Annotated in this window: 18 protein-coding genes and 1 pseudogene; 3 read left to right on the top strand and 16 right to left on the bottom strand. The window is 70.6% G+C overall.

The features are described 5' to 3' along the window. Positions 1-92: 92 nt before the first annotated feature. From HCR68_RS12720 to HCR68_RS12775, 12 genes are all read right to left on the bottom strand, one after another. Entirely contained in the window at positions 93-824 is a 732-nt protein-coding gene (locus HCR68_RS12720; RefSeq protein ID WP_243859116.1) for an HAD hydrolase family protein, read from the bottom strand. Beyond that, positions 818-1,219 (bottom strand): NUDIX domain-containing protein, encoded by a 402-nt coding sequence (locus HCR68_RS12725; protein WP_243859117.1) that lies wholly within the window; start codon positions 1,217-1,219, stop codon positions 818-820. The genes HCR68_RS12720 and HCR68_RS12725 overlap by 7 nt, the downstream gene beginning before the upstream one ends. Before the next feature lie 10 nt (positions 1,220-1,229). Then, a complete protein-coding gene (locus HCR68_RS12730; RefSeq protein WP_167150051.1) occupies positions 1,230-2,120 on the bottom strand; it encodes a DMT family transporter in 891 nt (296 codons plus the stop codon). Between the two features lie 92 nt (positions 2,121-2,212). Then, positions 2,213-3,520: a molybdopterin-synthase adenylyltransferase MoeB gene (gene moeB, locus HCR68_RS12735; protein ID WP_167150053.1), complete on the bottom strand. Its 1,308-nt coding sequence runs from the start codon at positions 3,518-3,520 to the stop codon at positions 2,213-2,215. Positions 3,521-3,584: 64 nt separating this feature from the next. Then, a complete protein-coding gene (locus HCR68_RS12740; RefSeq protein ID WP_167150055.1) occupies positions 3,585-4,106 on the bottom strand; it encodes an EXLDI protein in 522 nt (173 codons plus the stop codon). Between the two features lie 56 nt (positions 4,107-4,162). Beyond that, positions 4,163-6,271, bottom strand: a complete 2,109-nt coding sequence (locus tag HCR68_RS12745) for an ABC transporter permease (RefSeq protein ID WP_167150082.1) — start codon at positions 6,269-6,271, stop codon at positions 4,163-4,165. Between the two features lie 106 nt (positions 6,272-6,377). After that, positions 6,378-7,289 (bottom strand): molybdate ABC transporter substrate-binding protein, encoded by a 912-nt coding sequence (gene modA, locus HCR68_RS12750; RefSeq protein WP_167150057.1) that lies wholly within the window; start codon positions 7,287-7,289, stop codon positions 6,378-6,380. A 38-nt stretch (positions 7,290-7,327) separates the two neighbouring features. After that, entirely contained in the window at positions 7,328-8,116 is a 789-nt protein-coding gene (gene narI / locus HCR68_RS12755; protein ID WP_167150059.1) for a respiratory nitrate reductase subunit gamma, read from the bottom strand. After that, positions 8,113-8,856: a nitrate reductase molybdenum cofactor assembly chaperone gene (narJ, locus tag HCR68_RS12760; RefSeq protein ID WP_167150061.1), complete on the bottom strand. Its 744-nt coding sequence runs from the start codon at positions 8,854-8,856 to the stop codon at positions 8,113-8,115. The genes narI and narJ overlap by 4 nt, the downstream gene beginning before the upstream one ends. A 2-nt stretch (positions 8,857-8,858) precedes the next feature. After that, a complete protein-coding gene (gene narH, locus HCR68_RS12765) occupies positions 8,859-10,610 on the bottom strand; it encodes a nitrate reductase subunit beta (RefSeq protein ID WP_167150063.1) in 1,752 nt (583 codons plus the stop codon). Then, on the bottom strand, positions 10,610-14,386 hold the full coding sequence (locus HCR68_RS12770) for a nitrate reductase subunit alpha (RefSeq protein WP_167150065.1): 3,777 nt from the start codon (positions 14,384-14,386) through the stop codon (positions 10,610-10,612). The genes narH and HCR68_RS12770 overlap by 1 nt, the downstream gene beginning before the upstream one ends. 57 nt (positions 14,387-14,443) lie before the next feature. Further along, the gene (locus HCR68_RS12775) at positions 14,444-15,772 is read right to left on the bottom strand and encodes a NarK/NasA family nitrate transporter (RefSeq protein WP_167150068.1); all 1,329 of its coding nucleotides are present in this window, start codon (positions 15,770-15,772) and stop codon (positions 14,444-14,446) included. A 307-nt stretch (positions 15,773-16,079) separates the two neighbouring features. On the opposite strand from HCR68_RS12775, the gene HCR68_RS12780 reads away from it, so the two are divergent. Then, complete coding sequence (locus HCR68_RS12780) at positions 16,080-16,613, top strand: MogA/MoaB family molybdenum cofactor biosynthesis protein (protein ID WP_167150070.1); 534 nt, start codon at positions 16,080-16,082, stop codon at positions 16,611-16,613. 56 nt (positions 16,614-16,669) lie between these two features. On the opposite strand, the gene HCR68_RS12785 is transcribed toward HCR68_RS12780, so the two are convergent. The 3 genes from HCR68_RS12785 to glp form a co-directional block, all read right to left on the bottom strand. Then, positions 16,670-17,275: an NTP transferase domain-containing protein gene (locus HCR68_RS12785; RefSeq protein ID WP_208320611.1), complete on the bottom strand. Its 606-nt coding sequence runs from the start codon at positions 17,273-17,275 to the stop codon at positions 16,670-16,672. A gap of 91 nt (positions 17,276-17,366) precedes the next feature. Continuing rightward, positions 17,367-17,861 carry a cyclic pyranopterin monophosphate synthase MoaC gene (gene moaC / locus HCR68_RS12790; RefSeq protein ID WP_167150074.1) on the bottom strand — a complete coding sequence of 165 codons (495 nt, stop codon included), beginning with the start codon at positions 17,859-17,861 and terminating at the stop codon, positions 17,367-17,369. Between the two features lie 94 nt (positions 17,862-17,955). Beyond that, the gene (gene glp / locus HCR68_RS12795) at positions 17,956-19,356 is read right to left on the bottom strand and encodes a gephyrin-like molybdotransferase Glp (RefSeq protein ID WP_167150076.1); all 1,401 of its coding nucleotides are present in this window, start codon (positions 19,354-19,356) and stop codon (positions 17,956-17,958) included. A gap of 278 nt (positions 19,357-19,634) precedes the next feature. On the opposite strand from glp, the gene HCR68_RS12800 reads away from it, so the two are divergent. Beyond that, complete coding sequence (locus HCR68_RS12800) at positions 19,635-20,084, top strand: molybdenum cofactor biosynthesis protein MoaE (RefSeq protein ID WP_167150078.1); 450 nt, start codon at positions 19,635-19,637, stop codon at positions 20,082-20,084. Between the two features lie 220 nt (positions 20,085-20,304). Then, positions 20,305-21,054: pseudogene (locus tag HCR68_RS12805) on the top strand (DDE-type integrase/transposase/recombinase); the annotation flags it as partial. Positions 21,055-21,097: 43 nt separating this feature from the next. On the opposite strand, the gene HCR68_RS12810 reads toward HCR68_RS12805, so the two are convergent. Continuing rightward, a complete protein-coding gene (locus tag HCR68_RS12810) occupies positions 21,098-21,247 on the bottom strand; it encodes an integrase core domain-containing protein (protein ID WP_167150080.1) in 150 nt (49 codons plus the stop codon). Positions 21,248-21,267: the final 20 nt, after the last annotated feature.

Raw genomic sequence — 21,267 nt, forward strand, 5'->3', positions numbered from 1 at the left:
CCGAGGCGATCGTGCGGTCCTTCTCAATGACCTCACGCACGACCTGGGCCTTGAACTCCTCTGAGTATTTCGCTGCTGGCATGGTCTCCATCCTATCGACTCACGGGAAGAAAAACTCCCCCTGTCCGAGAAACACCACGCACTCCAGCCCTCGTAGCCGGACCAGCCGCTCCCTGTAGCGGATCGGCAATCCTCTGCCTGATGATGTCCTGCCCCGCACGGCCCTGGTACTTCCTGCTGACGACCGTCACCTTGAGCACGTCCTCAGTCGGTACTCGCGCCGGGTCGGTGTACCACTTGCCATCCGGGTAGTCCCGCATGTGCTCCAGGCCGTCCCAGAAGCCCGGTGCCGTTTCGGAATCTTGGCTGCTCCTTCGTCGGCTCTCCTTCCCCGCCGCTGTCCCTGGAGACGCAACGAAATCTGAGACCGCTGCAGATACCTCTCCTGACCACGGCTCTGCGACAGGGTCATGCCCTGCCAGTGCAGTGAAAGAATGGCCCTGGTCCACGTAGAGGGGCATGCCCGCGCGGAAGGCGGCATCTACGACGGCGCGGACGTGCTCCGCCCTCATGGGATAGTGCCTCTCCTTGTTTCCTAGGCGCAAGAGAGCCCCGTTGAGGCAGACCGAGCCTTCCAAGCAGGTCACGGCGTCCCCCAGTACCTCGGCCATTCCTCGGGGTGCACGCGAGGTCGCCACGATGACCGATATGTCTTCACGTCCCGCGGCCCGCCTGAGAAAAGGGACCAGCCGGGGATCGGCGACTCCGCCGAAGACGACAGTCCCGTCCAGGTCTGTCACCACGCCCACCGGGCTGCTCAGCATTGACCACGCATCCTTGCAATATCAGGTATAACCCTGCTCTGAAAGGTGGACCCATCACCTGGCGAGCAGGTCACGGGAACCCACTCTACGGCCTCGATCTCAGAGTGAGGGATCGGGTCGCCCACAATATCGCATATGTAGACGAATAGGGTGATCATCCTGTTCCGGTCGAAGATGGAGACGTCATCATAGGTACGAAAGTAGGTGGCCGACACCAACGAGACCCCGAGCTCCTCATGAAGCTCGCGGCCGAGACAGGCGACATGCGACTCTCCCCTCTCCAGCTTACCTCCAGGAGAAATGAGGTCGGTCGTACCACGCTTGCGTACAAGCAGTACGCTCTTCTCACGGAGAACTACCGCAGCACACTTGACAATTGGTGAGTTCTCCCCCATGTCACGCCTATCAAGTCGCACCTGATCCCTCCCTCCTTGAGCGGCGAATGTAGTACATGTTGAGGCCGATGATCGCTCCGATGACCACCGACCCACCTACGAGCGAAGCCGCCCCTGGATTCTCATGGAAGAACAGCCACACCCACACCGGGCCCAGCACCGTCTCCGCCAACACGAAGATCGCCACATGGTGCACGGGCAGGAGCTTCGGCCCAACGGACAAGCAGACCAGACCGACCGGCATGACCACGAAGCCCTCGGCTACCAGAGGCAGCCATGAGGAGGACTCGTCAGGAACCTCGACCCCGTGTAGAAGGGCGGCAGCGGTGAGTGCGCACAGCGCCCCACCGACCGCTGTGGCGAGGAAGGGGCTGGAGCGGCGTCTGGAGGAGCACACGAAGCCGCCGCTCATCGACACGGCAGCCAGCAGGGCCAGCAGTTCTCCCCGACCTGCGGCGCTGGACAGCCGTGAAGCGAAGATGACCGTTATTCCGGCCAGCGATGCCAGGATCGCCAGGACTGTCGGCTGGTCGATACTGGTCCGGAGAAACACTCGTCCCAGAATCGCCGACCATACCGGCATGGTCGCCATGATAAAAAGCGTGTTAGCGGCGGAAGTGTTCTCGATGGAATACACGAACGCCACCGATGCTATCCCGAACATCAGTCCGTTGCCCCAGGCAGCCCACTCGTTGTCCCAGCGTTGCTTTACTCCAGCAGCGTGGCAGACTGCTGCCGCCAGCACCATGGCAGTGCATATCAGCACGCCGCGCCACAACGACAACACCCCGGCCGGCTGGTCGACAGCGCGGATGAGGGCTGCATCGAAGGACATGAGCAGGACCCCACCGAACACCACCACCGCGCCCCGGGCGTATCGGTTACCTAGCATTCCCGGCATCTGATCAGTCCCTCCAGGTCGCGGCAGAAGGCTTCGGTAGCATCGTCCCAGGAGTCATCCTTGCATCCCGGACAGGGGCAAGCCCCCATCCGCTACCGCCCCCAGGGAGAAACGCAGGCGGCCCAAGCCCTCATCCCGCCGTCGAGGTTGAAGAGTCGCCCCGGGTAGCCGGCCGCTTTCAGTGCTTCGATGGCCCGGGCCGAACGCACCCCGGCGGCGCATACGACCACGGTCGGCCGGCCCGCGTCCAGCTCGCCCATCCGCGCCACCACCTCGCGCAGTGGAATGTGCTGGCCCCCCTTCATCGGCTCGAGCGCCACCTCGACATCCTCCCGCACATCCAGCAGCGCCGGCGGCTCGGCGCCTTCCAGGAGTTCCCGGAGCTCCGCGGCGGAGACCCTGTCCTCCGCCGATCCTGATGACGCCTCCTCTTCCTCCTGATCCCGGAGACGTACGCCGGGGTCGGACTCGGAGCTCCGGGGCGGCCGGGGGGAATCGATCCTGGCGCGTTGGCGGGGACCTGGCTTGGGCGCCCGGAGGACTGTGCAGGTTTCAGTCTTCGCTGACAGCTCCGTGATACTCGGGCCGGCCCCGCACACCGGGCAGGCGGGGTTCTTCGCCACCGGGATCTCCCGCAGGCGCGCCCCCCAGGCATCCAGCATCGCCAGACGTCCCAGCAGCGGCTCCGCACCCCCGATGATGAGCTTCAGCGCCTCAGCGGCCTGCATCGTCCCAATGATCCCGGGCAGCACCCCTAGCACCCCGGCCTCGGCGCAGGAGGGCACCGAGCCCGCGGGCGGCGGCGTCGGATGCAGGCACCGGTAGCACGGACCCCGGCGGGCGTCGAAGACCCCCACCTGGCCGTCGAAGCCCAGCACCGCCCCGTGCACGAGTGGCAGCCCCAGCATGACGGCCGCGTCATTGACCAGGTACCGCGTGGGGAAGTTGTCCGTGCCATCGATGACCACGTCCCAGCCGCCCAGCAGCTCCAAGGCGTTCTCCGTGGTCAAGCGGATCCGGTGGGCGACGACCTCGACGTCGGGATTGAGGTCCCGGATCGCCTCGGCCGCCGAGTCCACCTTGGGTCGGCCCACGGCGGCGCTCGTATGGATGACCTGGCGCTGCAGGTTGGAGACCTCGACGTCGTCGTCGTCAATGAGGCCGATCGTGCCCACCCCGGCGGCCGCCAGGTACAGGGCGGCCGGCGCCCCAAGCCCGCCGGCACCGATGAGCATGACCCGGGCGGCCCGGATGCGTTGCTGCCCCACGATCCCCACCTGCGGTACGAGCGCGTTGCGGCGGTAGCGCTCCAGCTCCTCACGGCTCAGCGGCCGCAGACGCTCATCGGCGATGACCGACTTGCAGACGTCGCTCCTGCTGCCCGCGCCCGCTGCGCCCATGGTCTCCTCCTGCCGTTGCTCTTGCGACGCCACTGACCTCCACCGTGTGGCTGTCCGGTGTCGGTCAGATGTCCAGGTCCTCGATCGCAGGCCGGTCACCCAGGTGCTCGAGCTCGTCGACCAGATCGTCGGGCAGCTCGCCGCGCATGCTGGCGATGTCTGCGAAGACGCGCAGCCGACGGCGCCTGGAGCGCCACCACTGACTGTTCCAGGTCTCAGGGTTCTCCCACAACGGGGAGTCCTCGTCCTCGCTGGACATCCTGGACCAGTCCGGGTCATCGCGGGTGTACACGGCGTACTGGCCACGGGCGGTGGCGTATATGCGGAAGGTGGAGGTGCGCAGTCCCTCGCCCACTTCCCAGCGGAGCAGAGGACGTCCGGTGAATCGCTTGGTCGTCACCACGTTGCCGTCGTCCACCTTCAGCTCGATGGTCTCCATGCCCGCTCCTTCCCGCTGATTCTCGTACTGTGCCAGGTAGAGCCGCAGTCCGGCCGCAACGGCGGCGGACATGCCGCCCGCCAGGCGGGAGGCCCGCTCGAACAGAGGCAGGTCGGACTCCGCGACGTACACGTTCTTACTGGGCATGCACATAAATATATGCATATCTGGAAGGGGCGGCAAGAAGCCGTCAGACGGGGCACTCAGCGGCGGCGGCCCACGATGCGCACCTGCACCGCCTTGATGACGCAGAAGACCTCCCGGCCCTCGGTGATGCCGAGCTCGGCCACGGCCCCCGCGGTGACGGCCGCCGACAGATACCGCCCCTCCTCCAGCTCCAGGCGCACGCTCACCAGCGCCCCGGATCGCTCCAGCCCCGTCACCCGGCAGGCCAGGAAGTTGCGGGGGCTGCCGTGCGGGGCCTCGCGGTAGAGGGCGACGGCGTCGGGCGGCACCAGCGCGATACCGGGTGCTCCGGGATCAAGGGTCTCGCCCCGGTCGACCCGACGGTCCTCTGTGTCCTCGGCATCCTCGGCAGGGTCTTCCTGCGGGCGACCGTGAACGAGCCGCCCCGAGGGCAGCCTCAGGGCCGGGCTCCCGGCCTCGCCGTCGAGGAGGCCCGTGAGCACGGCCGTCCCGGTGAGGCGGGCGACGAAGTCCGAGCGTGGTGCGGACAGGATCCGCGCCGTCGGCCCCTGCTCCACCACCCGACCCCGGTCCAGGACGACGACGTCCTCGGCCAGTGCCGTCAGGTCCAGGACGTCATGGGTCACCAGCAGCAGCGTCAGGCCCTCCTCGGCGCACCGGCGCGCCACCAGGCGTCGCATCTCCTGGCGGGCCGTGACGTCCAGCGCCGACATCGGCTCATCGAGGACCAGCAGGCGCGGGCCCGTGGCCAGTTCCCGGGCCAGGGCCACGCGGGCGGCCTGACCGCCCGAGAGCGCGCCTCCGGAGCGGGAGGCCAGGTGAGCGGCCCCGACGGCGGCCAGCTCGGCACGGGCCCGCCTGGCCGCCTCGCCCCGGCCCACCCCCTGGCAGCGCAGCGCGAAGACCACGTTGCCCAGGACCGACATGTGGGTGAAGACCCCCGGGTCCTGGCTGAGCAGCGCCACCCGACGGCGCCCCGCCCGCACGAAGCGTCCGGGGCCGTCCAGGACCCGCCCGCCCAGGACCACCCGGCCGCGCTCGGCGTCCAGCAGGCCCGCCACCACGGAGCAGACCGTTGACTTGCCCGATCCGTTGGGCCCGATGAGCGCCACCGTGCGCCCGGCCCCCACCTCCAGGTCGACGACGACGTCGCGCGCCTCCAGCTCGAAGGCGACCCGCAGGGCCTGGCCTCGCCCGGTGCCCCCGGCCGGCGCGGAGGAGCGGGGGCCCGCCGAGCCCGCGGCGGCGCCGTCGGAGTCAGCAGCGGGTGCCGACGGGGGCACTCCCTCGGACCCGTCCACAGGGGCGGGGCGCAGCGAGCCGGCCAGGCGGGACCAGTCCACGGTGGTCGCCCCGACGATGAGGAAGGACAGGCCGATGAGCACGGCCGCCAGAGCCAGTGAGGTGGCCGTGTCCTTCTCCCGCTCCAGGTAGATAGCCAGCGGCATCGTGCGGGTGACCCCCTCCTTGGAGCCGGCGAAGGCGATCGTCGCCCCGAACTCGCCCAGGCTCCGGCCCAGGGCCAGGGCGGTGCCGCGAGCCAGCGCCGGGGCCGCCAGCGGCAGCGTGACCCGGACCAGGACCCGCCACGGCCCCGCCCCCAGGCTCCGGGCGACCGTCTCGGCCCGCCCGTCGCGGCTGCGCAGCGCCGCCTCCAGGGTCACCACCAGGAAGGGCATGGAGACGAAGACCTGAGCGATGACGACCGCCGTGGTGGAGAAGGCGACGGGCAGGCCCCACTGGCGCAGCTGGGCACCCAGGATCCCGCGGTTGCCCAAGGTCGACAGCAGCGCGATTCCGGCCACCACCGGCGGCATCGTCATCGGCAGGACCGCCAGGACCCGCGCCAGCCGCACCCCCGGCCAGCTGCGGGACAGCAGCAGCGCCAGCGGCACGCCCAGCACCACGCAGGCCGCCGTGGAGGCCAGGCAGGTGCGAAGCGACAGCCACAGGGCCGCCCGGGCCGACGGCGTCGCCAGCAGCTGGGGCAGCTGCCCCCAGGACACGCGCGTACCCATACCCACGATGGGAAGAATGATCGCGCAGCCGCCCAGGACCGCCAGCGCCGTGACCAGCACCGGCAGCGGTGAGTGAGCAGCCCGCCCGCGCCGGGTCGGGGCGCGGGCGGGTCGCGACTGCTGTGAGGGTCGCACGGTGGAGGGCATCGGGTTCACCCAGCCATGTCTACAGCGTCTACAGCGTGTGCTGCGCGAGCGGCGTGATCCGGGAACGCGCCTTCGTGCCCGCCCCACACGCGAGGGGCGCGGGCCCTCATGGGGCGGTCGTCTCGACGGTGGGCCTGTCCGCCTCCGGGGAGCTCGACTCACCGGCGGTCGCGGCCGCAGACGGAGCGCCGCCGGCACCGGTGCTCGCCCCGGCAGTGGCGGCACCGGGAGCCCCGAAGCCGTACCTGGCCAGGACCTCCTGGCCGACCTTGCCGGTGACGGCGTCGATGAAGACCTTGGCGCCCTCGGGGTTCTCGGGACTGGCGGTCTGGGCGATCGGGTAGTGGTTGACGACGCCGCCGTCGGGGATGTCGATCTTGTCCGCCTTGTCCTTGGCGGCCGCGGCGTCGGTGGTGTAGACGATGCCGGCGTCGGCCTCACCGGACTCGACCTTGCCGCGCACGTCGGTCACCTTCTGCTCCTCGGAGACCGGGTTGAGGGTGACGCCCAGGGCAGTGGCGAGCTTCTGGGTGGCCTCGCCGCAGGGAGCCTCGGGGGCGCAGACGACCAGGTTGGCGCCGTCGAGCGAGGAGTCCAGGCCGGTGATGCTCTTGGGGTTGCCCTTGGGGACGATGAGGGTCAGGACGTTGGTGGCGAACTCGGTCTGCTCGCCGACCAGCTTCTGGTCCGCGGCGTCCTTCATGGTGGAGGTGTTGGCGGTGGCCAGGACGTCGGCGCTGTTGCCGCCTGCCAGGGAGGACACGAGGTCCTGGGATCCCTGGAAGTCGAAGGTGACGTCCAGGCCGGGGTTGTCCTTCTCCACGGTCTTCTCGATCTCCTCGAAGGCGCCCTGGAGAGAGGCGGCGGCCAGGACCGTGACCTTGCCCGTGGCCCTTCCGGATCCCGCCCCTGTGGCGGCGCCGGTGGAGTTGTTACCGGCACCGCCGCCGCAGGCGGCCAGCGAGAAGGCGGAGACCATGCTGACGGCGGCGATCGCCGCGCGGCGGGTGATACTCATGGATCCAAGTCTCCTTGTCGAGGTCGGGGGAGCCCGGCTCAGGCGCCCTGGGAGGGAGTGACGTCGTTGAGTCCCTGGTTGCCGGTTCCCTGGGTGCGCACGGGGGTCCATCCGCGTGAGGGGGCGGTGGTGGAGGTGGCCGCCTCGCGGGAGCGGTAGACCACGTAAGGGCGGGTCACGTAGCCCACGGGCGCGGAGACCGCATGGACCAGGCGGGTGAAGGGCCAGACCGCCAGGAGCAGGAAACCGGCGATGATATGGAGCTTGAAGGAGAGCGGCACGTCGCTCATGAGCTCGGGGCGCGGCTGAAGCATGAGCACCGAGCGCAGCCAGGGGCTGATGGTCTCGCGGTAGTCGTAGCCGTGCTCATCGGTGAGCTGGTTGAGGGCCGTGGCCGCCGCCCCCAGCAGGACCGGGACGATGAGGAAGCAGTACATGACCAGGTCGTTGCGGGTGGTGGCCAGGCGCACGCTCTTGACGACGACGCGCCGGTAGATGAGCCCGGCCAGGCCCAGGATCGTCATGATGGCCGCCGCCGTGCCCAGGTAGGTGGCGCCCAGGTGGTACATGTGCTGGGAGACGCCCAGCATCTCGGTGACGTCCTTGGGCACCAGCAGCCCGACGACGTGCCCGCCCATGACCATGAGGAAGCCCAGGTGGAACAGGGGCGAGGCCAGGCGCAGGATGCGCGACTCGTTCCACTGGGAGGACCGGGAGGTCCACCCGAACTGGTCGGTGCGCCACCGCCAGGCCATGCCGGCCACCAGCAGCACGAGGCTGGCGTAGGGCAGGGCCACCCACAGGAGGTTCTGCTGAATCGGGCTCATGTCATGCTCTCCTGGCTATCGGTGAGGGGGGCCGGCGTCGTCGGCGGGCCGGACAGGTTCGGGTGGCGTACGGGAACGCTCGGGAAGGGCAGGGTGCTGGTGACGCCGACGGTCTCGGTGGGCGGGCCGGCCGCCACCAGGGCGCGCACGCGCTCGGCGGTGGCCTCATCGATCCGCGGCAGGGTCATCGAGACCGCCTCCACCAGCCCCGCGTAGGGGGAGGCGGCGTCGGCCAGGGCGCTGCGCAGCACCTCGATGCCCTCGCGGTGGGAGGACAGGAGCGCGTCGGCCACCTCGTCGCCGCTGCGTGCGGACAGCTCGAGGACCACCGGCAGGTAGTCGGGCAGCTCGTCGGCGGCCATCTCGTAGCCGGCCGCGGCCAGTGCCTGCTTGAAGGCCAGCAGCGCGGCGCCCCGGTGACGGGTGTCGCCCACCGTGTAGTACGTCAGGTACAGGCAGCAGCGCCGACGTCGGTCGAAGACCTCCACGTAGTGCTCGGCCATGGCCCGCTCGCCGCGGCGCCTGGCCACACCGATGAACTCCTCCAGGAGGACGGCCACCTCCACGGGCAGTCGGCCCAGCTCGGCCTCGACGGCGTCCAGTCGCCCGGGCAGGGTGCCCTCGACCGGGTAGTCCAGGAGCAGGGCCGCCGCCATGTGCACGGTGGCGCGCTGGGAGGCGTCCAGGGGCACCTCGACGGGGGCCTCAAGGACTCGCGGGGCACGGACGAAGGAGACCATCGTCAGCGGTCCCTCGGGACGGGCCGGGCCGAACCGGCCGTCGAGGCGGTACGGGAACCGGTGGTAGCGCCGCGTGAGCCCGTGCGGGTGCCGACTCGCGTCGTCGCCCCCTGCGACCCCTGGCCGATGACCTCGGGCACGCCGACCTCCGGCATCCCCGGCAGCCCGGGCCCGGCGGAGGGCACCGGCTCGCGGCGCACGGTCGGCAGCGGCAGGCTCACCGGGCCTCCGTTCACTCTGCCGGCGCCGCCTTGGCCGTGGAAGGAGGCGACGTCGGGGTGGCAGCCCGCCGGCGCCCCCTCACCCAGGAGGGTCCGCACGTCGTCGCCCATGTCCGCCATGCCCCGCGGGACCTCGGGCTTGGCCGTGGGGATGACGTAGCGGTCGTCGTACTTGGCGATGGCCAGCAGACGGTACATGGCCTCGAGCCTCTGCCCGCTCAGGCCCACGGCGGCGGCGATGGCGGGGTCGGGCTCGCGGCCCAGGCGCACGTCGCGCATGTGGGAGCGCATGGCGGCCAGGCGCCGCAGCACGAGCTCGACCGTGTTGGTCTCACCGGCCGTGAACAGGCCCGCCAGGTACTCCAGCGGGATGCGCATCTCGGAGACGGCCGTCAGCAGCACCTTGTGGTCCTCGCCGTCCAGGCCGGCGGCGGCCACCTCGTCGACGACCGGGGAGAGCGGCGGGATGTACCAGACCATCGGCATGGTGCGGTACTCGGGGTGCAGGGGCAGGGCCACCTCGTAGGTGTCGATGAGGTCCCAGATGGGGGAGGCCTGCGCCGCCTCCACCCAGCTGGCGGGGATCCCCTCGGCCTGCGCGCCGGCCACGACCTGCGGGTCGTGGGGGTCGAGGAGGATCTCGCGCTGAGCCATGTAGAGGTCCTGCGGGTCCTTGACGGCCGCGGCCTGGGAGACCCGGTCGGCGTCGTAGAGCAGGACCCCCAGGTAGCGCAGGCGACCCACGCAGGTCTCCGAGCACACGGTGGGCTCACCGACCTCCAGGCGCGGGTAGCACAGGGTGCACTTCTCGGCCTTGCCGGTGGTGTGGTTGAAGTAGACCTTCTTGTAGGGGCAGGCCGACACGCACATGCGCCAGCCGCGGCAGGCGTCCTGGTCCACCAGGACGATGCCGTCCTCGGTGCGCTTGTACATGGCGCCCGACGGGCAGGCGGACACGCAGGTGGGATTGAGGCAGTGCTCGCAGATGCGCGGCAGGTAGAACATGAAGGCCGACTCGATGTCGGTGCGCACCTTGGTGCCCATGGCCTCGATGACCGGGTCCTGCTGGAGGGTCTCCATGGAGCCGCCCAGGTCGTCGTCCCAGTTGGGGCCCCACTGGATCGTGGACATGTACTCGCCCGTCAGCTGGCTCCGGGCCCGGGCCACCGGCAGGGCCGGGGAGTCCTTGGGCGCCGAGAGCAGACGGTCGTACTCGTAGGTCCACGGCTCGTAGTAGTCCTCGACCGTGGGCATCTCGGGGTTGGCGAAGATGTTGACCAGCCGGCGCAGGCGCCCGCCCGAGCGGGGCCGCAGGCGGCCCGAGGCCGTGCGCTCCCAGCCGCCGCGCCAGGTGTCCTGGTCCTCCCACCCCCTGGGGTAGCCGACGCCGGGACGGGTCTCGACGTTGTTGAACCACATGTACTCGGTGCCCTCGCGGTTGGTCCAGGCCTGCTTGCAGGTCACTGAGCAGGTGTGGCAGCCGATGCACTTGTCGAGGTTCATCACCATCGCGATCTGGGCCATGACCTTCATCAGAACGTCACCTCCTGGTTGCTGCGGCGACGGATGAGCGTGACCTCGTCGCGGTTGTTGCCCGTGGGGCCGATGTAGTTGAAGGCGTAGGACAGCTGGGCGTAGCCGCCGGCGAAGTGACTGGGCTTGAGCACGATCCGGGTCAGCGAGTTGTGCGTGCCCCCGCGCCGGCCGCTGGACTCGGTCAGCGGGGTGTTCATGGTGCGCTCCTGGGCGTGGTGCATGAAGACCATGCCCTCGGGGATGCGGTGGGAGACGATGGCCCGGGCCGCCACGATGCCGTTGCGGTTGTAGGCCTCGACCCACTCGTTGTCCTTGACGCCGATCTTGTCGGCGTCCTGGGGGCTCATCCAGATGGTCTGGCCCCCGCGTCCCAGCGTGAGCATGTGCAGGTTGTCGAAGTACTGGGAGTGGATGGCCCACTTGTTGTGCGCGGTGATGTAGCGCACCGCCACCTCGGCCGTGCCCGCCCGGCTCGTGCCCACCGAGCCGGGGGCGGCCTCCCCGTAGAGGGCGTGGAAGTCCAACGGCGGTCGGAAGACCGGCAGGGCCTCACCCATGTCGCGCAGCCAGTCGTGGTCGAGGTAGTAGTGCATGCGCCCGGTCAGCGTGTGCCAGGGCTTGGCGTGCTCCACGTTGACCACGAAGGCCGAGTAGCGCCGTCCGCCGTGCTCCGAGCCGGACCACTCCGGGGAGGTGATGACGCCCTGGGGCTTGACCTGGGTGTCGGCGAAGGAGATGAGCTTGCCGGCCTCCTCCTCGCTGAGCTCGACCAGCGTGGTGCCGGTGCGCTGGGACAGCGTCTCCCAGCCCTCGGTGGAGATGCGCCCGTTGGTGGTGCCCGACAGGGCGAAGATCGCGTCGGCGGCGCGGATGTCGGTGTCGAGCAGCGGCCGGCCGGCCGCCTCGCCGTCGGTGGAGACCCCGTGGTTGCGGGCCAGGCGCTCCACCTCCGGGCCGGGCCTGAGCATGATGCCCTTGCACGGCAGCCCCAGCTTCTCGGCCAGGGGCCCCAGGGCATCGAACTTGGCCCGGATCTGGGTGTAGTCGCGCTGGGTCGGCACGAGCTTGGGCATCGTCACCCCCGGCACCCACTCCTGGGGCAGGGCCGAGACGTCGCCGTGCGCCATCGTCATGGCGTCGGGGGTGTCGTGGTTGAGCGGTGCGGCCACAACGTCGGTCTGGGTGCCCAGGTAGCGCGGCGCCCAGGCGGAGATGAGCCCGGCCAGGGCCTGGAAGACCTGGAAGTCGGTGCGCGCCTCCCACGGCGGGTCGATGGCCGCGTTGAAGGAGTGCACGAAGGGGTGCATGTCGGTCGAGGAGATGTCGTGCTTCTCGTACCAGGTGGCCGCAGGCAGGACGACGTCGGAGTGCAGGGTGGTGGAGGTGTTGCGGAAGTCCGCGGTCCACATGAGGTCGAGCTTGCCGACCGGGGCCTGCTCGCGCCACGTCACCGAGGCGGGCCGCTGGCCGGGCGGGGTCTCGACGGCGTTGACGTCGTTGTCCGCCCCCACCATGTGGCGCAGGAAGAACTCCGTACCCTTGGCCGAGCTGCCCAGCAGGTTCGTGCGCCACGAGCACAGGATGCGCGGGAAGTTCTCGGGGGCGTCGGGATCCTCGCAGGCGAAGCGCAGCTCACCGGAGCGCAATTGCTCGACGACGTAGTCCTTGGGGTCCATCCCGGCCTCGGCGGCCTGCTGGCCCAGCAGCAGCGGGCTGCGGTTGAAGGTCGGGTAGGACGGGGTCCACCCGCGCTTCATGGCCTCGACCATCGTGTCGGTCGTCGTCTTGCCCGCCAGGCTCCCCGGCCCCAGCGGCGAGGCCAGGCGCTCGGCCGACGTCGTGTCGTAGCGCCACTGGTCGGTGGTGATGTACCAGAAGCCGGTGGAGATCATCTGCCGGGCCGGGCGGTGCCAGTCCAGGGCGAAGGCGTACTGCTGGAAGCCGCTGAGCGGGCGCACCTTCTCCTGACCCACGTAGTGGGCCCAGCCGCCGCCGTTGACGCCCTGGGTGGCGCACATGGAGGTCAGCGCCAGGATCGTCCGGTAGATCTGGTCGGCGTGGTAGTAGTGGTTGATGCCGGCGCCCATGACGATCTGGGAGCGGCCCCCGGACTCCACGGCGTTGAGGGCGAAGTCGCGTGCCACCCGGATGATGGCCGGGCCGGGCACGCCGGTGATCTCGCTGGCCCAGGCGGGGGTGCCCGGCACGGTGGCGTCCCGGTAGTCCGCGGGCCAGTGGCCCGGCAGGCTCGGCCGCTCGACGGCGTACTGGGCCAGGAGCAGGTCGTAGACGGTGGTGACCAGGCGCTCCCCGATCCGCGTGACCGGGACGCCGCGGCGCACGACGCCCCCGCCCACGGAGCCCTCGGGGGTGGCCGAGCCGGGTAGGTCGAAGCGGGGCAGGAGCACCTCGGCGGCCTGGACCCGGGGGCCCTGGCCGTGCAGGTCCAGGATGCTCATGACCGGGTCGACGCCCTCCATGAGCAGATTCCACCGGCCCTCGCCCTCGGGGGTGAAGCGGTCCGCCAGGGTCCCGCCGGGGTCGGCGGGGCCCCGCCTGCGGTCCCACACGAGCGGGCGGAACTCGTTCCTGGGGGCGCCGGTGGCGACGCCGTCGACGTCGGAGGCCGTCACGAAGCGGCCGGGCACGTATCCGGTGCCGTCGGGGGAGGGCTCCAGGCCGATGAGGAAGGGGGAGTCGGTGTGGCGGCGCATGTAGTCCAGGAAGAAGCGCTCGCGGCGAGCGACGTGGAACTCCTTGAGGATGACGTGCCCCATCGCCTGGGCCAGAGCGCCGTCGGTGCCCGGGGCCACGCGCAGCCACTGGTCGGCGAACTTCGTGTTGTCGGCGTAGTCCGGGGAGACGGCCACGACCTTCTGCCCGTGGTAGCGGGCCTCGGTCATGAAGTGGGCGTCCGGGGTGCGGGTCAGGGGCAGGTTGGAGCCCCACATCATGAGGTACTGGGAGTTGTACCAGTCCCCGGCCTCGGGGACGTCGGTCTGGTCGCCGAAGACCTGCGGGGAGGCCGGGGGCAGGTCGGCGTACCAGTCGTAGAAGGAGAGCATCGTGGCGCCGATGAGCTCGTGGAGGCGCCCGCCGGCGCCGTAGGAGACCTGGGACATGGCCGGGATGACGGAGAAGCCGGCGATGCGGTCCGGGCCCCAGGTGCGGATGGTGTGGACGTAGGCGGCCGCGACGATCTCCATGGCCTCGTCCCAGCCCACGCGCACCATGCCGCCCTTGCCACGGGCGGACTTGTAGGCCGCGGCGGTGGCCGGGTCGCCGGTGACCTGCGCCCAGGCGGCCACCGGGTCGTCGTCGTTGGCGGCCTTCGCGGCGCGGAAGGCGTCCAGCAGGACCGAGCGCACGTAGGGGTAGCGGATGCGCGTGGGGGAGTAGGTGTACCAGGAGAAGGCCGCGCCGCGCGGACAGCCCCGGGGCTCGTACTCGGGCATGTCCGGCCCCGTGGTGGGGTAGTCGGTGATCTGCTTCTCCCAGGTGATGATGCCGTCGGAGACATAGACCTCCCAGGCGCACGATCCGGTGCAGTTGACCCCGTGGGTGGAGTGAACCATCTTGTCGTGGCTCCACCGGTGCCGGTAGAAGGTGTCGGACTCGCGCCCGCCGGACAGGAACAGGCGGCGGGCGTCGGCCGAGGCCTGCCCCCGACGCAGGTAGGAGCCCAGCGTGAACAGTCCGGGGGTCTCCTCGACCTGGTGGTCGGGGCCCGGGACGATCCCGGGGCCGGTGGGCTGGGTGCCGGTGGTAGTCATCAGTGGTCCTTGGTTCGTGAAAGGGGCCTTCTAGGCTGGTGGCGGCGGGCGGGAGGGTCAGCCCGGGCGCTTGGCGCCGGGCGCGGCGTAGCGGACCCAGCAGATGACGGCGCACACGACGCAGAAGACCGCGCAGCCGTAGAAGAAGACGTGGGTGGGCATGAGGGTGAGCGCGATCCCCACCAGGAAGGGACCCAGTGAGGCTACGGCCGCGGTGAAGCCGATGGCGCCGCCGGCCTGCCGCTTGGGCATGATCATCGGCATCTGCTTGAAGGTCGAGGCGTTGCCGACGCCGGCGAAGAAGAACATGGCCAGCAGGCCCACCATGAAGACGGTGAAGTCGGCCGGGTCGTCCGCGCTGGCGACCAGGTAGCCGCACCAGGCCATCGTGACGGCCATGCCGATCGCCGAGACGAAGGTCCAGATGGCCCCGCCGAAGCGGTCGCACAGGGGGCCCCAGGCGAAGCGCAGGAAGGAGCCGATGAGGGTGCCGATGAAGGCGTAGGAGGCGCCCTGGGGCAGGTCGGAGGCGGCGAAGCTCCCGGCCAGGTGGGACTTGGCGCCGTAGTTGGTGTTGATGATGTTGGCGGTCTGGGCGGCGAAGCCGGAGAAGACGCCGAAGGTCATGATGTACAGCACTGTCATGAGCCAGGTGTCGACGTTGCCGAAGATGTCCATCTGCTCCTTGATGTTGGCCTTGACCGGGACGTCCTTGATGTAGCGGAAGGTCAGTGCGGCCGCGATGAGGGACCAGGGCAGGAAGAACACGGTGGCGTTGACGACCATGGGGGCGCCCTCGTGGTGGGGTGCGACCCAGGTCAGGCCCAGCAGGCTCGTGCTCATGAGGAAGGGGGCGGCCAGCTGGATGACGCTCATGCCCATGTTGCCCAGGCCTCCCTGGAGGCCCAGGGCCGTGCCCGCCAGGCGCTTGGGGAAGTAGAAGCCGGTCGAGGGCATGTAGCCGGAGAAGGTGGCGGCCCCGATGCCGCAGGTGAAGGACAGGGCCAGCAGCACCCCGAAGGAGGTGCCCGGGTTCTGCACCGCGAAGAACCAGCCGAGCATCGGCAGGATGTAGAGCAGGGAGGACCAGCCGATCATCCTGCGCGTGCCGATGGTGGCGGGCAGGAACATGTAGACCAGGCGCAGTGCCCCGCAGGACAGCCCCGGCATGGAGGTGATCCAGTAGGTCTGGTTCGTGGTCAGGTGGAAGCCGATCTCATTGAGCCTGGGGGCGATGGCACTGGGCAGGAACCAGACCGTGAAGCCAAGCATGAGGGAGAAGGTGGTGATCGCCAGGGTGGTCCAGGCGATCCTCGCGGACCAGTTCTCGGGTTCCTCGGGGTTCCACCCCGTGATGACGCGTCCGGTGGTGTCGAGCGTGGACATGGGGCTCCTGTATGTGGGGCTCGGTCACCTGGGCGACGGCGCCGTGACCGGAGGCGGTGTGAAGGTGTCTCTAATAGGTGTCGGTGAGTGCGTGGAGACGCACATCACTCATGATGCATGGCGGGGAATCTTCTACCAGGGTGCGGTCGCATCTCCTGGGAATGCTGGGAGAAACGGTTTCTGAGGCGGAATAGATATGGCTTAAAATAGGATAAATGGATGTCACTTAATCCTGGTGACCGGCTGGTTCCGACGTCGTCCGGCCGAACCTCGGCCCACAGGACGACTGCGGGGCTACGGTGAGCCCATGAGCCAGACCCCGATCGTCCAGAAGGGACTCGTGCCCCTGCCCGAACCCGTCAAGGGCGCCGTCATCACCGTGTCCGACCGCTGCGTCAGCGGGGAGCGCGAGGACCTCTCCGGCCCGCTGGCCCAGCGTCTCCTGGCCGAGCACGACGTCGTCGTCGACGCCGTGGACCTCGTGCCCGACGGCGTCGAGCCGGTGCGCGAGGCGATCACGCGGGCGGTGGCCGCCGGCGCCCGGGTCGTCCTGACCACCGGCGGCACCGGGATCACGCCGCGCGACCTCACCCCGGAGGCCACGGCCCCGCTGCTGACGGCCCGGCTGGAGGGCATTGAGGCCCAGATCCGCGCCCACGGCCTGAGCAAGACCCCGCTGGCCGGCCTGTCGCGCGGCCTGGTGGGGGTGACCTCCCGCGGCGACGACGGCGCCCTGGTCGTCAACGCCCCCGGCTCGCGCGGCGGGGTCAAGGACACCGTTGCCGTCGTCGGCCCCCTGGTGCCCCACGTCCTCGAGCAGCTCGGCGGCGGCGACCACTGAGCCCCGCGCCGCCCGCCTCACCGCTGTCTTACCGCGGTGACGGTGGCGAGGACCTGCTACTCCGGCATCCTGGAGTCCCAGGCGCGGACCTCGGCCCACGTGTCCAGGTCCCGCACGACGCCCTGCGGCACGGGCAGTGCCGTGACCCGCAGGGACCCGAGAACTCGGCGGACGGCCGTATCGCGTCGAGGCGTCCCGCCCGGGGCGACCGCCTCGTACAGCGCCTGGCGGCGGTAGAGGCCCAGCAGGTACTGGGCGTGGCCGTCGCCTCGGGCGCAGACGCCGTCGAGCTCCGGCTCGCCGTCACGCAGCGCCTCGGCGAGGGCCGGCAGCGCCCGCCACGAGGACGGGGCGTCGCAGGTGAGGACGCCGGCCGGCCCGGCAGCCGGTTCGCCCCGGCTCAGGCGCGCCAGTCCGGCCGCGATCCCGGCGACCGGCCCGCCCAGCGGCGGGTCCTCCAGCGCCCGCAGGACGCCGTCGGGCAGTGTCACCCGCTCGGGGGCGACGACGCACACTCTCCCCAGCAGGAGGTCCTGTCCCCGCAGCTGCTCCAGACCGGCCAGGACGTGGTCGAGCAGGCGCGCCCCGTGGGCGACGACGTCGGGCTTGGAGGCCCCATCCAGCCGCCTGCCGGTCCCCCCGGCCAGCACCACGACGTCGATGAGGCCGAGCCCACCAGGGGGAGCGGCCGTGCCCGCGGCAGAGGCGGCAGAGTCGGTGCCGGTGGCCCTGGGGCCGCGGTCCGCTGGCCGGTCAGGCGCCGTCACCGCGCACCCAGTCCCCGGAGCGGCCCCCGGACTTGGCCACGACCCTGGCCTCGCGCAGCTCGACGCCGCGGTCCACGCCCTTGACCATGTCGACGATCGCCAGGCCCGCCACGGTGGCGGCGGTGAGCGCCTCCATCTCCACCCCGGTGCGGTCGGCCGTGCGCACGGTCGCCTCGATGCGCACGCCGCCGTCGGCGACCTCCAGGTCCACGCGCGCCCCGTGCACGCCGATGACGTGCGCCAGCGGCAGCAGCTCGGGGACCCTCTTCGTCGCCGCGATCCCGGCGATGCGCGCCACGGCGAGCACGTCGCCCTTGGGGACCGTGCCCTCGCGCAGCGCGGTCACGATCGCCTCCGAGCAGGCCACGAAGGCCGTGGCCCGGGCCTCACGGACGGTCGGGGTCTTGGCGGTGACGTCCACCATGTAGGTGGCGCCTGCCTCATCGAGGTGGGTCAGGGTGATCTCGGGACGGGGTTCCATGAGGAGGCTCCTTGAGTGGTGAGAGGGCGTGGGCTGCTCGTCGCGGGCGCACCATAGGCATTGACGGCGCACCCGCGGGGGCCGTCCGCGGGCCCTAAAGTGCGTCCGCGCGCACCGGTGGGACCGATCCGGACAGGGGGATGAGAGTCAGCTCGTCGCCGACGTCGACCGCCTCCACCTCGGCGCCCACGACCGCCAGCGCCTGTGCGGCGGGCAGGGAGGCCACCAGGTGCGAGCCCGAGCCCAGCCGGTGGGTGGGTGTCACCCAGGGCAGGCCCTCGCCGGTTTTGGCATCGTTGCCGGACGGGCCTCCGGACCCGTCTCCCGCAGCGGTGGGGTGATCGGGCGGGGAGGTGAAGCGCACCGGCACGTGCTGGCGCCGACCCGGCGGCGTCCGCCAGGCCACCGCCGCACGCGCCGCCGGCCGAGGGCGGCCCTGGGGCATCCCGGCATTCCAACCGCTACTCCCACCGGCATCCTGTCCGGCCAGGCGCGCCAGCGCCGGGGCCACGATCGTGGTGAAGGAGACCAGCACGCTCACCGGGTTGCCCGGCAGGCAGATGATCGGGACCCGCCGACCGTCGTCGGCGCGCACCCAGCCGTGGCCCTGGGGCTTGCCCGGCTGCATGGCCACCTTGACGAAGTCCAGGCTCACCGGCGCGTCCTCGCCCGGCCGGACTTGCGCCAGCATCGTCAAGGGGTCGAAGGCCCCCGCGGACACGCCCCCGGAGGTGACGATGAGGTCGGCGCCGTCCGCGGCCCGGCGCAGCACCGCCGCCAGATCCTCGGCGGTGTCGACGCTTCGGTCCACGCCCGTGCACAGGGCCCCGTGCTCGGCGACCAGACCGGCCAGCAGCAGGCCGTTGGAGTCCGGGATCGTGCCGGGGACGAGCTCCTGCCCGGCGTCGCGCAGCTCGGCGCCGGTGGAGACCACGGCCACGCGCACCCGCGGCGCCACCCGCACGGAACCCAGCCCCACGGAGGCCAGGGCGGAGAGGCCGGTCGCGGACAGCCTCGTCCCCGCCGCCATGACCGGGTCACCCGCGCGCACGTCCTCTCCGGCGCCGCGCACATTCGTTCCCGGCCCGACCTCCACGCGGATCTCGACGCGCCCCGGCAACGGGTGCGGGCCGGCAGCCTGATCGGTGTCCTCCACCTTGACCACGGCGTCGGCGCCCTCGGGCAGCATCGCCCCGGTCATGATCCGCTGCGCGCTGCCAGGGACCAGCGGGGCCGGTGCGGCACCCGCCGGCACGTCCCCGGCCACCGGCAGCACCACCGGCGCCTGCGGCGAGGCACCGCTCGTCTGCGCGGCGCGCACCGCGTAGCCGTCCATCGCCGAGTTCGTCCACGGTGGCACCGGGACGGCGGCGGCCACGTCCTCGGCCAGCACCCGCCCGTGCGCCTCCGCCAGCGCCACGCGCTCGCCCTTCAGGGGCACGAGCGACTCCAGCACCTGGGCGACGTAGTCCTCCAGGGGAATCAGCTGCGCCATAGCGGTCCTTTCTCCACGAACCCGATCGAGCCACGGGCTGATCGTCGCTCGCCACCTCTCGGTCTGCCAGGTGAGTCGCTGACAGGTGAGTCGGTGGTCCGAGGCGATCGTGGCCCCGTCGCATCCCTATCATGCCGGTTCGGCCCGCCCGGAGCGCATAGGTATGCTCGCGACCGAGAGCGCCGTCATGTCAACCGTGACGTCAGCCATGACGTCAACCGACCTCAACAGTGTCACAGCACGGTCCTCACCACGACGCCCAGGACGAGGAGACCTTCGTGAGCACCAGCCCCCGCAGCGCCCGGCCCGCTCGGGTCGTACGCGCCGAGGTCACCGAGGCGCCCATCAGCGTCACCGAGCTCGCCGACGCCGTCCACGACGCTGCCGCAGGTGCCGTCGTCACCTTCGAGGGCGTCGTCCGCAACCACGACGCCGAGCGCGCCGTCACCGGCATCGGCTACTCCTGCCACCCCACCGCCGGCCAGGTCGTCGAGCAGATCGCCCACGACGTCGCAGGGGCCGGCCGGGTACGCGCCCTGGGCGTCGTTCACCGCGTCGGCGACCTCGCCGTCGGGGACGCGGCCCTCGCGGTCGCGGTCAGCTCCGACCACCGCGCCGAGGCCTTCGCCACCTGCAGCCGGATCGTCGAGGAGGTCAAGAAGCGCCTGCCGGTGTGGAAGCGCCAGACCTTCACCGACGGCACGGCCCAGTGGAGCAACCTCGCCTGACGGTTTCCCTTCATCGCCGAGCCGGGCATGTTTCGCGTAGTGTTATGTCTCTGGTCATGGGTGACAGTTGTGTGTCAGGACATCGGTGACACTTTGGGGGGTCCTGGTGGTGACACTTGTGGTCTGGGATTGAGGGGTGAGCCCAGGTAAGAACCGTAGTGTTGATCCTCGTGTCCGTCTGGCGATCGCCCAGTGGCCTGATGACGCGCCTCGTGGGGCGGTGACGACGTTCTGCGCCGAGCACGCCATCACGCGCAAGACGTTCTACGTCCTGCGGCGCCGAGCCCGTCTGGAGGGGCCGGCGGCGGTGCTTGAGCCCCGGTCGCGTCGCCCGCGCTCCAGCCCGAGCCGCCTGCCCGAGGCGGTGCGTTCCCAGGCCCTGGAGGTGCGCGCGGCCCTGGAACGCTCGGGCCTGGACCACGGTCCGATCAGCGTGCACGACAAGATGGCCTCCATGGGTCTGAAAGCGCCCTCACCGGCGTGGCTGGCCAGACTCTTCCGCGACCAGGGGGTCGCCCGCGCCGAGCCTTCCAAGAAACCACGGGCGGCCTGGAGACGGTTCGTCTACCCCGCCCCCAACGCCTGCTGGCAGCTCGACGCCACCGAGTACGTCCTGGCCGGCGGGCGCAAGGTGGTCATCTTCCAGCTCCAAGACGACCACTCCCGCCTGGCGGTGGCCTCCCTGGTCGCCCCAGGCGAGACCAGCCAGGCAGCCATCGACGTCTTCGACAAGGGCGTCGCCGCCCGAGGCGTGCCCCAGCGCCTGCTGACCGACAACGGCAGCGCTCTCAACCCCAGCCGACGCGGACGCGCCGGCCGCCTGGCCGAGCACGTGCGCTCCCTGGGGGTCGACCCCATCACCTCCAAGCCCTACCACCCCACCACCCAGGGCAAGAACGAACGCTTCCACCAGACCCTGTTCCGCTACCTCGACCACCAGCCCCTGGCCGCCTCCATCGCCGAGCTTCAGGCTGGGCTGCTGGGTGTTTTTCGGACACTGCTTGTTTGGTGTTTCAGGCTGCCTTGGTTAGGCCCAGGAATTCTTGCTCAACCTCATTAGGTGTGCGGTATCCCAGGGCTGAGTGAAGGCGCACATGATTGTATCTCAGCTCGATCCACGAGGCAATATCGTTGATCGCCTTCTGTCTCGTGGGGTACACCATTCTATGCACTCTCTCATTCT

Origin of the sequence: Actinomyces sp. ZJ308 (assembly GCF_011752065.1) — a bacterium.
GTDB lineage: Bacteria > Actinomycetota > Actinomycetes > Actinomycetales > Actinomycetaceae > Actinomyces.

What these genes read in the sequence shown, in the direction of transcription:
- narH (WP_167150063.1), bottom strand. Translation starts at nt 10,610, where the DNA reads ATGAAGGTCATGGCCCAGATCGCGATGGTGATGAACCTCGACAAGTGC.
- narJ (WP_167150061.1), bottom strand. Translation starts at nt 8,856, where the DNA reads ATGGTCTCCTTCGTCCGTGCCCCGCGAGTCCTTGAGGCCCCCGTCGAG.
- HCR68_RS12780 (WP_167150070.1), top strand. Translation starts at nt 16,080, where the DNA reads ATGAGCCAGACCCCGATCGTCCAGAAGGGACTCGTGCCCCTGCCCGAA.
- HCR68_RS12740 (WP_167150055.1), bottom strand. Translation starts at nt 4,106, where the DNA reads ATGCCCAGTAAGAACGTGTACGTCGCGGAGTCCGACCTGCCTCTGTTC.
- HCR68_RS12745 (WP_167150082.1), bottom strand. Translation starts at nt 6,271, where the DNA reads ATGCCCTCCACCGTGCGACCCTCACAGCAGTCGCGACCCGCCCGCGCC.
- modA (WP_167150057.1), bottom strand. Translation starts at nt 7,289, where the DNA reads ATGAGTATCACCCGCCGCGCGGCGATCGCCGCCGTCAGCATGGTCTCC.
- moaC (WP_167150074.1), bottom strand. Translation starts at nt 17,861, where the DNA reads ATGGAACCCCGTCCCGAGATCACCCTGACCCACCTCGATGAGGCAGGC.
- HCR68_RS12725 (WP_243859117.1), bottom strand. Translation starts at nt 1,219, where the DNA reads ATGGGGGAGAACTCACCAATTGTCAAGTGTGCTGCGGTAGTTCTCCGT.
- HCR68_RS12770 (WP_167150065.1), bottom strand. Translation starts at nt 14,386, where the DNA reads ATGACTACCACCGGCACCCAGCCCACCGGCCCCGGGATCGTCCCGGGC.
- HCR68_RS12810 (WP_167150080.1), bottom strand. Translation starts at nt 21,247, where the DNA reads ATGGTGTACCCCACGAGACAGAAGGCGATCAACGATATTGCCTCGTGG.
- narI (WP_167150059.1), bottom strand. Translation starts at nt 8,116, where the DNA reads ATGAGCCCGATTCAGCAGAACCTCCTGTGGGTGGCCCTGCCCTACGCC.
- moeB (WP_167150053.1), bottom strand. Translation starts at nt 3,520, where the DNA reads ATGGGCGCAGCGGGCGCGGGCAGCAGGAGCGACGTCTGCAAGTCGGTC.
- HCR68_RS12720 (WP_243859116.1), bottom strand. Translation starts at nt 824, where the DNA reads ATGCTGAGCAGCCCGGTGGGCGTGGTGACAGACCTGGACGGGACTGTC.
- glp (WP_167150076.1), bottom strand. Translation starts at nt 19,356, where the DNA reads ATGGCGCAGCTGATTCCCCTGGAGGACTACGTCGCCCAGGTGCTGGAG.
- HCR68_RS12730 (WP_167150051.1), bottom strand. Translation starts at nt 2,120, where the DNA reads ATGCCGGGAATGCTAGGTAACCGATACGCCCGGGGCGCGGTGGTGGTG.
- HCR68_RS12775 (WP_167150068.1), bottom strand. Translation starts at nt 15,772, where the DNA reads ATGTCCACGCTCGACACCACCGGACGCGTCATCACGGGGTGGAACCCC.